The 11,323-nt window shown below is 68.0% G+C and carries 10 protein-coding genes; all 10 read right to left on the reverse strand.

All coding sequences use genetic code 11. From position 1 onward, the window contains the following. Positions 1-57: 57 nt before the first annotated feature. Positions 58-1,227: a porin gene (locus U5805_RS09120; protein ID WP_322103148.1), complete on the reverse strand. Its 1,170-nt coding sequence runs from the start codon at positions 1,225-1,227 to the stop codon at positions 58-60. A gap of 142 nt (positions 1,228-1,369) precedes the next feature. Continuing rightward, positions 1,370-2,053: an ABC transporter ATP-binding protein gene (locus tag U5805_RS09125; protein WP_322103149.1), complete on the reverse strand. Its 684-nt coding sequence runs from the start codon at positions 2,051-2,053 to the stop codon at positions 1,370-1,372. A gap of 115 nt (positions 2,054-2,168) precedes the next feature. Next, complete coding sequence (locus U5805_RS09130; RefSeq protein ID WP_322103150.1) at positions 2,169-3,011, reverse strand: ABC transporter ATP-binding protein; 843 nt, start codon at positions 3,009-3,011, stop codon at positions 2,169-2,171. Beyond that, positions 3,008-3,976, reverse strand: coding sequence for an ABC transporter permease (locus tag U5805_RS09135; RefSeq protein ID WP_322103151.1), 969 nt, complete (start codon positions 3,974-3,976; stop codon positions 3,008-3,010). The genes U5805_RS09130 and U5805_RS09135 overlap by 4 nt, the downstream gene beginning before the upstream one ends. Beyond that, positions 3,973-4,908: an ABC transporter permease gene (locus U5805_RS09140; RefSeq protein ID WP_322103152.1), complete on the reverse strand. Its 936-nt coding sequence runs from the start codon at positions 4,906-4,908 to the stop codon at positions 3,973-3,975. The genes U5805_RS09135 and U5805_RS09140 overlap by 4 nt, the downstream gene beginning before the upstream one ends. A 7-nt stretch (positions 4,909-4,915) precedes the next feature. Further along, positions 4,916-6,481: an ABC transporter substrate-binding protein gene (locus U5805_RS09145; RefSeq protein ID WP_322103153.1), complete on the reverse strand. Its 1,566-nt coding sequence runs from the start codon at positions 6,479-6,481 to the stop codon at positions 4,916-4,918. Between the two features lie 148 nt (positions 6,482-6,629). Then, positions 6,630-8,258 carry a methyl-accepting chemotaxis protein gene (locus U5805_RS09150; RefSeq protein WP_322103154.1) on the reverse strand — a complete coding sequence of 543 codons (1,629 nt, stop codon included), beginning with the start codon at positions 8,256-8,258 and terminating at the stop codon, positions 6,630-6,632. Between the two features lie 9 nt (positions 8,259-8,267). Beyond that, positions 8,268-8,984 carry an isochorismatase family cysteine hydrolase gene (locus U5805_RS09155; protein ID WP_322103155.1) on the reverse strand — a complete coding sequence of 239 codons (717 nt, stop codon included), beginning with the start codon at positions 8,982-8,984 and terminating at the stop codon, positions 8,268-8,270. A 127-nt stretch (positions 8,985-9,111) separates the two neighbouring features. Next, a complete protein-coding gene (locus U5805_RS09160) occupies positions 9,112-10,236 on the reverse strand; it encodes a LacI family DNA-binding transcriptional regulator (RefSeq protein ID WP_322103156.1) in 1,125 nt (374 codons plus the stop codon). Positions 10,237-10,366: 130 nt separating this feature from the next. Continuing rightward, positions 10,367-11,284, reverse strand: a complete 918-nt coding sequence (locus U5805_RS09165; protein WP_322103157.1) for a LysR family transcriptional regulator — start codon at positions 11,282-11,284, stop codon at positions 10,367-10,369. Between the last annotated feature and the right edge of the window lie 39 nt (positions 11,285-11,323).

The following is an 11,323-nucleotide window of genomic DNA, read 5'->3' on the forward strand; positions in this document are numbered from 1 at the left end:
AGCATTTAGTGAATCGATTCACCAAAGGCTTTTTTGTAACGCGGCGGCGGTCCTTCGCTAGAACTTATGCACGATGCCGATGCTGGCCACCGTCTGGTTGCGCGACGTCGAAGGCAGCATCGTTTCGATCTGCGCGGCCGGCGAGCCGTCCGGCGTCGCCGGGATCGGGCCGCCGGTCGGCCGCGGAAACACGCCGCCGCCGGTGCGCATCCAGATCAGTTCCGCATAGACCGACGTGCGCTTCGAGATGAACTCGTCGACCAGCAGGTTCACCTGATGCCAGTGCACCTGGGTCGGCCCCTGCGGCCCGCCGCTGATGTCGTTGCTCGTGTACGTGTACGCAGCGCCGACCAGCAGCGTCGGCGAGATCGAATAACGCAGGTTCGCCTCGTAGTTGTTGAACCGGTAGTTGACGCCGCTTGTCAGCGTCGTGCCGACGTCGTCGTAGATCGCGTTGCTGTACATCAGGCTGAACTTCGCGGAGCCGAACACGTACGACGCGCCGACGCCCGCGATCTGCTCGCGCTTCGATGTGATCGGCGCGTCGCAGCAGGTGATCGCGCCGTTCGTGTTCACGGTCGACGTCGTGTTCACGCCGGGCCGGTCGTACAGCGAGTACGCGGCCGCGATCGCGAACGGGCCGCGCGTGTAGAGCGCGCCGAGCGACCACATCCGGTTGTTCGCGAAGTCGCCGGGCGCGTTGCTGAACGCGTACATCGCGGTGCCGGTGAAGCCGCCGATGTTCGGCGACGTGTACTTCACCGAGTTGTTCACGCGCAGGAAGTCGTCGGTGTTGTCGTTGTCGTACGGATGCGAGAACATCACGCCACCCCATGCGCCGTTCGACGTCATCGTCTGCAGCGTGCCGACGATCGCATCGTACTGACGCCCGAACGTCAGCGTCCCGTACTGCGGATGCGACAGCCCGACGAACGCCTGGCGGCCGAACATCCGGTTGTTCTGCCCGAGCGCGCCGTTCACCGGATTGAAGCCGTTTTCGAGCGTGAATATCGCCCGGTAGCCGCCGCCCAGATCCTCCGCGCCCTTGAGCCCCCAGCGGCTGCCGTATTCGCCGTTGCCGGTCAGTTGCACCGCGCTGCTGCCTCCCTGGTTAGACGACCAGGTCAGCGCCTGATCGATGATCCCGTACAGCGTGACCGAACTCTGCGCGTGCGCCGCACCGCCTACCCCGGCCAGCACCGCCATGGCAATCCATCTGACTTTCACTGCAGCATCTCCAAACAAGGCGTCGCAGGCACCCCGCTGCGCGGCGACAAGGTTGATATTCGCTAGTGAATCGATTCATAAAGAGGCGACATGAAGCCCACACCGCTTCGGGGGATCGACCCGCTCGCGTGACGCAATCGGCTCAATCCCCTCGCCGTCGGGCGATTCCCTTCGGGATCGCCGCCAGCAGTTCGGCCGTGTAGCGTTCGGCCGGCTCGAACAGCACCCGCGCGGCCGGCCCGGACTCGACCACGCGGCCGTCGCGCATCACCGCGACGCGCTCGCACAGTTCGCCGACCAGCGCGAGGTCGTGACTGATCACGACGAGCGTGACGCCGGCCGTGCGATGCAGATCGCGCAGCAGCCGGATGATCTCCGCCTGGATCGACACGTCGAGCGCCGACGTCGGCTCGTCCGCGACGATCAGTTCCGGCCGCCGCGCGAGCGCGCGCGCGATGCCGACCCGCTGCCGCTGCCCGCCCGACAGTTGATGCGGCAGGCGCGACAGCACCACGCGCGGCAGCCGCACCATCTCCAGCAGTTCGGCCACCGGCACGCCGTCGCGGCCGATCGCTTCCGCCAGCGTCGTCGCGATCGTCTTGCGCGGGTTCAGCGAATTCGTCGTGCTCTGGAACACCATCTGCACCTGCTGGCGAAACGCGGCATGCTCGCCGCGCGACATCCGCGCGAACGGCACGCCCTTGAAGCGGATCTCGCCGGCGCTCGGCTCGGTCAATTGCACCATCATCCGCGCGAGCGTGGACTTGCCGCTGCCGCTTTCGCCGACGATCGCGAGCGAGTCGCCCTTCGTCACGCGCAGGTCCACGCCGGACACCGCGTGAAAACGCTGCCGGCTGAACAGCCGCTCGACGGCGGAGCGCCCGGACGCATACGACTTGCCGACGCCCGATAGTTGAAACAGCGCGTGCTGCGCGACGCCGCTAGTTGACATGGCCCGCTCCCGGTCCCGTTTCGTGATGCGCCGGCCCGGATGCGGGCAGGCGCGGAATGCTGTCGATCAACTGCCGCGTGTACGGATGCGCCGGCCGCAGAAAAATCGACTCGACGTCGCCGTGCTCGACCACGTTGCCCTGCTTCAGCACGACCGCGCGCGAGCACAGTTCAGCCATCAGGTCGAGGTTGTGCGTGATGAACACGAGCCCGATCCGCAGTTCGTCGACCAGCGTGCGCAGCAGTTCGACGATCTGCGCCTGCACGGTCACGTCGAGCGCGGTGGTCGGCTCGTCCGCGATCAGCAGCGACGGCTCGCAGACGATCGCCGCCGCGATCATCGCACGCTGCTTCATCCCGCCGCTCAGTTCGTGCGGATATGCCTTCGCCGTGCGGCGCGGATCGCGAAAACCGACCCGCTCCAGCACCGACTCGATCTCGTCGCGCAGCGCCTCGCCGCGCAGCGGGCGGTGCGCGCGGATCACGTCCGCGAGCTGCGTGCCGATCGTGAAGGCCGGATTCAGCGCGGTCGCCGGGTCCTGGAAGATCATCGACAGCCGGCTGCCGCGCAGCGCGCGCAGCCGCGACTCCTTCGCATGCGCGAGGTCCTCGCCTTCGAACAGGATGCGGCCGCCGCTCACGCGCCCGCCGCTGCCGAGCAGCCCGAGCACCGCGAGCGACGCGACGCTCTTGCCCGAGCCGGATTCGCCGACGAGGCCGACCGCCTCGCCCGCCGACACCTGGAAGTCGAGGCCGTGCAGCACCTCGGTGGCCGCCCGCCCCTCGCCATACGCGACCCGCAGGTCTTCGACCGAAAGCAGCAGATCGCTCATGCGGCACCTCCCGTCGTTTCCGCGGCGCGCTGGCGGCGGCGCGGGTCCAGCACCGTGCGCATCGCGTCGCCGACCAGGTTGAACGCAAGCACGCTGACGAACACCGCCGCGCCGGGGAAAATCGACACCCACCAGTCGTCGGTGAAGATCAGCGCGCGCGAGTCGGACAGCATCGCGCCCCAGCTCGGCGTCGGCGGCTGCACGCCGAGGCCGATGAAGCTCAGCGACGCCTCGACGATGATCGTCACGCCGAGCAGCAGCGTCGCCTGCACCAGCACCGGCGACACGATGTTCGGCAGCACGTCCGACAGCAGAATGCGCGCCGCGCCCGCGCCCTGCAGATGCCGCGCGGCCACGTATTCGGCCTGCACCTCGGTTTTCGCGAGACTGTACGTGAGCCGCGCGAGACCGGGCGCGTACAGCACGCCGATCAGCAGCACGAGCTTCGTCTCGTTGGTCAGCGCGAACGGGCCGACGTGCAGCGTGTCGGTGCCGGTGATGCCGACGAGCGCGATCGCCCAGATCAGCAGCGGGATCGACGCAAGCACTTCCATCGTCTTCATCAACGCCTGGTCGATCCATGAGCCGGACTTGTAGCCGGCGACGAGCCCGATGCCGGTGCCGAGCACGACGCCGATCGCGACCGCACACACGCCGATCGACAGCGAAGCGCGCGCGCCCCAGATCGTGCGGCTCAGGATGTCGCGGCCCACCTGGTCGGTGCCGAACCAGAACGCGGCGCCGGGCGCTTCGAGACGATGCTCAACGTACAGTTGCAGCGGGTCTTTCAGCGGCAGCAGCGGCGCGCAGACCGCGAGCGCGACGAGCGCGGCGATCAGCACGACGCCAATCGCGCCGGTCGGCTCGCGCATCAGCGCGCGCACGAGACGGCCCGCGCCGCGCGCGATCGACGCGAGCGCGGACGGTCTGTCGGGCAGCGCGCGCATGGAGGAATCAGCCATCATTTTCGGTTCGCCTTCGGGTCCAGATAACCGTGCAGAAGATCCGCACAGGTGTTCGACAAGATGAAGATCGTGGTGATCACCAGCACGATCGCCTGCACGGTCGGATAGTCGCGCTGGAAGATCGCGGCCAGCAGCGCGCGCGACAGGCCCGGCAGGTTGAAGATCTGCTCGACGATCAGCGCCCAGCCGAACATGTAGCCGTAGCTCATCGCGGCGGTGCTGACGAGCGGCGGCAGCGCGTTCTTCAGCGCGTACATGCGGATGCGCGCACGCGGCAGGCCGAGCGCGCGCGCGGTTCTCACGTAGTCCTGCGACAGCGCGTCGACCATGCTCGTGCGCACGAGCCGGCTCAACACCGAGATGTAGTACACCGACATCGTGAGCACGGGCAGCGCGAGCGACTGCATATGCGCGAATCCGCCGTCGCTCCACGACGTCAGCCCGCCGACCGGAAACCATCCCGTTTTCAGTGCGACATAGCGGATCAGCAGCAGCCCGAGCCAGAACGACGGCACGGACAGGCCGACGATCGCGATCACGCGCAGCAGATGATCGGCCGCGCTGTTCTCCTTCAGCGCGGCGACCGTGCCGAGCACGATCGACACGACGACCGTGAACACGAACGACAGGCTCACCAGTTCGACCGTCGCGGGCAGCGTCTCGCCGATCTGCGGCCCGATCGCGCCGCCCGACACGTACGACGTGCCGAAGTCGAGCGCCACCGCGTTTGCGAGCCAGTGCCCGTACTGCTCGGCGACCGGCCGGTCGAGCCCGTACTGATGGTTGAACGCGGCAATCTGGTCGACGGTCGCGTCGCTGCCGAGCGTGAGCCGCGCGGGCGACACCGGCGTCGCGCGGCACATCGCGAACAGCAGCGCGCTGACGACGACGAGCAGCAGCGCGGACGACAACAGGCGGGAAATCACTTTCATCGCGACCTCATCCGGCGGAAACGGCGACCTGGCCGAGCGCGAGCGAGAAGCCGGTGCTCACCTCGAAATTCTTCACCTGGCTGCGCCACAGGTTCTGCACTTCGAGCGCGCCGATCCAGATCGCAGGGCAGTCGCGCGCGATGATCTGTTGCAGCTTCGCGAGGATCGGCTTCAGCGCGGCCGGATCGTCGGCTGCGTAGCTGTCGTCGATCAGGCCGAGGAATGCGTCGTTCGAATACCCGGTCGCTTTCCACAGGCTCTCGGTCGGGCGGAACAGCGCGTTCAGCAGATACGTCGGCTCCGGCGGCGCGATGAAGCCGGTCAGCACCGCCTGATGGTTGCCGACCATCGCCTGCGAGATCATCTGGCCGAAGTCGAGCGGCCGCAGGTTCACCTTCACGCCGAGCGACGCAAGCTGCGCCTGCACGAACAGCGCGGTCGACGACGTGTCGATCAGATACGCGGGCTGCACGTACAGCAGATCGAACGACGCGCCGTTCGCGTATTTCGACGCCTTCAGCGCGGCGCGCGCCGCATCCGGATTGAAATCGGCGTGCGCGGCCGAGGCCGCGTCGAACCACGGCGAATCCGGCGCGAACGACATGCTGCTCGCCTTCACCGCGCCGTAGCAGAGATCACGGCTGATCTTCGCGCGATCCATCACGAGCGACACGGCGCGGCGGAACACCGGGTCGTCGAACGGCGCCTTGCGCGTGTTCAGGCACATCATCAGCGGGCTGGTCGGCGACGGCCGGCTGTCGCCGGCGATGCCCGGCGAATGGCGGATCTGCGGGAACAATTGCGCGGGCGGCGCGCTGATGATCTGCGTCTGCGTCGCCATCAGCGACGCGAGCCGCGACGACTCCTCCGGAATGATCCGGAACACGACCCGCTCCCAGTGCGGCAGCCCCTTGCGCCAGTAGTTCGGATTGCGCCGCAGTTCGACGAAGTCGTTCGCGCGCGACTGCACGAAGATGCCCGGCCCGGTGCCGACGCCGACCGGCGCCTGGCGGAAGAAGTCGGCCGGATGCTGCTCGCGGCTGCCGGCCGGGAAGATGCCCATGTACTTCGACATGTAGTCGAGCAACGGGCGGTACGGCCGCTTCAGACGGATCACGACCGTCGCCGGATCGGGCGCGGACACCGAGTCGATCACGGTCCAGAACGGCCGGCGAAACGCCTTGTTCGCCGGATTCAGCACGTAGTCGAAGCTGTACTTCACGTCCGCCGACGTGAACGGCTGGCCGTTCTGAAACGTGACGTCGCGCTGCAGATCGAACGTGTAGGTCAGCTTGTCCGGCGAGATCGTCCACGCGCGCGCGAGCTGCGGCACGCGCTGGCCGCGCGCGTCGATGCCGACGAGGTTCTCGAAGATCAACTGGTTGATCGCCATCACGTCGTGATTCGGCTGGTTCAGCGGATCGAGCGTCTGCGGATTGCTCGGGATCGCGACCGTCAGCACGCCGCCGTCCGCGGCGAACGCGCGGTTGCCGAACGCGAACGGCAGCGAGAAACCGGCGGCGCCCGCCGCCCCCGCGTGCAGGAGCCGGCGTCTGGTTCTGTCGATACTCATGGGTGATGATGTCCTTGGTCGCTTGGTGCAGCGCCTGCAACGGCGCTTCGTGAATCGATTCACAAACAATAGGGCCCGGGGCGTTGCGAGTCAACGTGTCAAAAATATCGGAAACCCTGACGCTCGGGGAAAACGCCTGGATTCCCCGTTACGACCGGAACACGCCGACCAGTTCCTTCTGCCGGACGGCCTCGTGTTCCAGCGCCTGCGAACCGGCGGCGGCCTGTTCGACGAGCGCGGCGTTCTGCTGCGTGACGGTGTCGATCGCGGCCAGCGCCACGCTGATTTCCGCGATGCGGCGGCTCTGTTCCGTTGCGGCGTCCGCGATCGACGCGATGACCGTCGCGACGCCTTCGACGCCCCGCTGCGCCTCGCCCAGCGCGTTTGCCGCGTCGTCCGCGAGCGCCGCGCCGCGCGCGACGGTGGCCGTCGATTCGCGGATCACCGAACCCGCTTCGCGCGCAGCGGTCGACGCCCGCAGCGCAAGCGCCCGCACCTCGCCTGCGACGACCGCGAAACCGCGCCCCGCTTCGCCCGCCCGTGCGGCCTCGACCGCCGCGTTCAGCGCAAGGATGTTGGTCTGGAACGCGATGCCGTCGATCGCGCCGGTGATCTCCGCGATCCGCTCCGAATGGGCGCGGATCTCGGCCATCACCGCCGTCACGCGCGCCATCGTTTCGCGGCTCGTCGTCGCGAGCGACGACGTTTCGCCCGCCAGCGTCGTCGCCTGACGGGAACTGGCGGCGGTCTGCGACACGCTTTCGGTCAGTTCGTGCATGCCTGCCGCGGTCTGCTGCAACGACGCGGCCTGCTCCTCGGTCCGCGACGACAGATCCACGTTCGCGGACGCAAGTTGCGACGTCGCGCCCGCAATCGTGTCGCTGGAACTGCGAATCGACTGCACGATTGCGCCGAGGCGTCCGTCCATTCGCGCCAGCGCATCGAGCAGCCGCGCAAACTCCGTGCGGCGGCCGGGCGGAACCGGCTGCCCGAGCCGGCCGTCCGCGATCGCGCCCGCCACGCGCACCGCATGACCGAGCGGCGCGTCGATCGACGTCACCAGATAAACCGCGACGCCGACCGAGGCCGCGAGCCCCGCCGCCAGCATTGCGAGCGCCCAGTTGCGGAACCGTTCGAAGCGGGCCTCGCCCTGCTCCGCGAGCGCGGCGACCTTCCGTTCGTTCAGCGCCATCAGCGGCCCGAGCCCGCTCCGCGGCAACTGCTCGATCCGCTGCAACGCCTCCGCGTAGTCGGACATGCCGACCCGCTGCACCGCCGCGTCGACGAGCGACGCGAACGCCGGAATCGTGTGCCCGACGCGTTGCGCGGCCGCCCGCTCTTCGTCGCTCGCGACGCGGGCCGGGTAGTAGTCGCGGAACGCGGCGTCGATCGCGCGCGCGTTGCGGCGAATCGCATCGACGGCCGCGCGCACGTCATCGTCCGACGTCATCGTCTGGATCGAGCGCAGATGCAGCCGCGTATCGAGCGCCGCCGCCTGGATCTTCGCGAGATCGACGATCGACGCGGCGCCGCTCTCGTGCGCCATCCGCATCTGTCCGTTCAGCGCGGCGAGACCGCTGATGCAGAACGCGCCCAGCACGCACAGCAGCAGCGCGCTGACCGAAAACGCCAGCGCGATCGTGAACCTGATGCTCTTCAGAAAACCGCTCATCCTGTACCCCATACTTCGCGCCGGCTGTGCCGCCGGTCCTGTTTCATCCGTGTTCCGCCGCGTTGCCGGCGACGGCGACGGCGACCGTCCACCGTCGCCGCGCATCCGTTCGCGTCACGCGAGCAGCACCGCCGCGTCCGCGAGCGACAGCACGTAGCTACGCGTATCGAACGCGGTCGAGAACAGGTGGTCGTGCACGACCTGGTCGCGGTCGTAGCAGCAGTCCTTCACGGTGTACAGACGGAAGTCCGCGTCGCTCGCATACGCGACGGTCGACAGCACGACGCCGGTCGATTCGACGCCGGCCAGGATCAGCGTGTCGATGCCGGCCGCGGACAGCCGCGCGTGCAGGTCGGTGCCGAAGAACACGCTGATGCGATGGCCCACGATCAACGGCTCGTTCGCCTGTTGCGCGAGTTCCGGCGCGATCGTGTCGCCGACGAACAGGCCCGACGCCTTCAGCCCCTGCCCGCTCCTGTTCAGCGGACTGACCTCCGGATAACCCGGACTGAACTGGATCTTCGCGAAATAGACCTGCACGTTTTTCGCGCGCGCGAGATCGCACAGCTTGCGGGTGTTCGCGAGCAGCGTCGGCGCGGCGGACGACACGACGTTCAGCACGTCGCTCTGGTAATGCATGACCACCAGCGCCGTGCTTGCAGCGACGATCGGCGGCACCGGCGGCTCGGCGGTTTGCGCGGCCGCCACCGACACGCCGCCTCCGCCGCAGCCGTCGAGCCCCGCGCCGATCGCGACCGCGCCGGCCGATGCCGTCGCCATCCTGATGAACGAACGCCGGCTCAGTCCGTCGTCCCTCCTGCTGTCCCCCATCGTCGCCTCCGCATCAAAAAGCCGTATATGAATCGATTCACCAAGAATCGGGGACCATAATCCGGCTGTCAAGCGGCAGACGAATGGGGTAAACGTCAGGTAGTCAGGTAGTCAGGTAGTCAGGTAGTCAGGCCGCCCGCGAACGACCGCGCTTCGGCTGCTGCGCGGGCGCGGCGCACGATTCGCGGATGATCATCCGCATCGGATGCTTCGAGCGCCGGATGCCGGACGGCCCCGCGCCGTCGAGCAGTTGCAGCATCATGTCGGCGGCCTCGGTCCCCACCGCGCGCGGGTCCTGCGTAACGACCGTCAGCGCGGGCGCGGAGATGCCCGCGTACTGGTGGTCGCCGATCGACACGACCGACAGGTCGCCCGGCACGGTCAGGCCGAGGTCGCGCACGACTTCCAGCACCGTGGCCGCATCGTTCAGCGTCGCGATGATCGCCGACGGGCGCGCAGCGCCGCCGAGCAGGCGGCGGCACGCATCCTCACCGAACCCGTCGGTCCGCAGGATCAGCGCCGGATCGGCGCCGACGCCGGCGGCCTCGCACGCGGCCGTGTAGCCGCGCACCATCTCGCGGCCGACCCACGTGTGCTCGTGACCGGCGACGAGCGCGATCCGCCGGTGCCCGAGCGACGTCAGGTAACGGACGGCCTGCCGGCAGCCGTCCGCGTGATCGGTCAGCACCGAGTTGAATTCGCCCTGCGCGTCGCGCTCCCACAGCACGACCGGCATGTTCAGCGTGCGCAGCAGGTTGAAGTACGCGGGCGTCTCGTCGTCCGAAATCGCGCCGATGAAGCCGTCCAGCCGCCGCTGCTTCAGGCTTTCGAGAATCGCGCGCTCGCGTTCCAGGTCGTAGTGCGAGTTCGCGATCAGGATCTCGTAGCCTTGCTCGCGCAGCCGCGCCTCGGCCGCGCTGACCATCTGCGCGGCGGTGTGTTGCGCGATATCCGAAATCAGGCAGCCGATCGCCTTCGAACTGCCCTTGCGCATACTGCGCGCGACCACGTTCGGCACGAAGTTCAACTGCGCGACGGCCTTGCGGACCGCGTCCTGGATCTCCGGCGCGACGTTCTCCCGCCCGTTCAGCACCCGCGACACCGAGCCGACCGACACCTTCGCCAGTTTCGCGACGTCCTGCACGGTCGGTGCGCCTTGCGGCGACTTGCGGCTGCGCGTGGCGGGGTTGGCCGTATCGGCCGGTTTCTTTGCGGGCATGGGAATCCGGACAGGAGAGAAGAAAAACGCCAATTTCAGTGAATCGTTGCACCGAGTTTAAGGCTCGCGCGGGCAGGAAGCAAATCGGCCCGCGCGCCGGTCCGGTTTCGCGCGGGCCGGCAACCGGGCGGCAACCAGCGATAACCCGGCCGCAACCCGCGGCTCAACTGCCGCACGCGTGGATCAGAAACTGTTGCAGCGCGCGAGCGGGATCGCCGAGCGGCATGGTCGGGTGCCATAGCATGCCCGCCTCCATCTGCGGAATCGCGTCGTGCAGCGCGCACGCGTTGATCCTCCGGCCTTCGAGCGACCACGGCCGGAACACCATGTCCGAGAGGATCGTCACGCCGAAACCGTGCGCGACGAGCCCGCGCACCGCCTCCATCGAACTCGTGCGGAACGCGATGTCCGGCGCGATCCGCCTGCGTTTCCAGTAGCGCAGCGTCGACTGCTCGCCTTCGTCCTCGGTCAACTGGATGTACGGATAACGCGCGACGTCGCGCAGCGTCGGCGAGCCCATCTGCATCAGCGGATGGGTCGGCGCGGCCCACAACTGGCGGCGCGAACGCATCAGAACATGATGACCGAAGCGCGTGCGGCGCTCGACGTTCGACAGCAGCACGACGCCCAGTTCCACGTCTTTCGCGAGCACCGCCGCCTCGATCGCCGGGCGCTCGAGGTCGCGCAGGTCCAGCTCGATCGCCGGATACGTCGCACGAAACCGCGCGAGCAGGTCCGGCAGGAAATAACCGAGCAACGTGTACGACGCGGCGATCCGCACGGTGCCGCGCAGGCTGTGCGCGCGAAACGGCGGCTTGTGAAGCGCGTCGCGCACCGAATCGAGCACGTGCCGCGCGTGGGTCAGGAAGTCCTGCCCGTCCGGCGTCAGCTCGACGCCCTGCGGCAGACGCACGAACAGACGCAGGCCGAGCGCGTTCTCCAGCGCGAGCACCGCGTTCGTGATCGCGGACTGCGACACGTGCTCGGCTGCCGCCGCCATCGAGAACTGGCCGCTCTGCGCGGCGGCCACGAAGTAGCGGAACTGCCGCAGCGTCACGTCTTTCGATACGTCCTTGGCCATCTGTTTTTCGCATATCAGGGTTTGGTATTTGTGATTTTA

The sequence above is a fragment of the Paraburkholderia sp. J41 genome (genome assembly GCF_905220235.1).
GTDB lineage: Bacteria > Pseudomonadota > Gammaproteobacteria > Burkholderiales > Burkholderiaceae > Paraburkholderia.

What these genes read in the sequence shown, in the direction of transcription:
- U5805_RS09155 (WP_322103155.1), bottom strand. Translation starts at nt 8,984, where the DNA reads ATGGGGGACAGCAGGAGGGACGACGGACTGAGCCGGCGTTCGTTCATC.
- U5805_RS09130 (WP_322103150.1), bottom strand. Translation starts at nt 3,011, where the DNA reads ATGAGCGATCTGCTGCTTTCGGTCGAAGACCTGCGGGTCGCGTATGGC.
- U5805_RS09140 (WP_322103152.1), bottom strand. Translation starts at nt 4,908, where the DNA reads ATGAAAGTGATTTCCCGCCTGTTGTCGTCCGCGCTGCTGCTCGTCGTC.
- U5805_RS09150 (WP_322103154.1), bottom strand. Translation starts at nt 8,258, where the DNA reads ATGCGCGGCGACGGTGGACGGTCGCCGTCGCCGTCGCCGGCAACGCGG.
- U5805_RS09135 (WP_322103151.1), bottom strand. Translation starts at nt 3,976, where the DNA reads ATGATGGCTGATTCCTCCATGCGCGCGCTGCCCGACAGACCGTCCGCG.
- U5805_RS09145 (WP_322103153.1), bottom strand. Translation starts at nt 6,481, where the DNA reads ATGAGTATCGACAGAACCAGACGCCGGCTCCTGCACGCGGGGGCGGCG.
- U5805_RS09165 (WP_322103157.1), bottom strand. Translation starts at nt 11,284, where the DNA reads ATGGCCAAGGACGTATCGAAAGACGTGACGCTGCGGCAGTTCCGCTAC.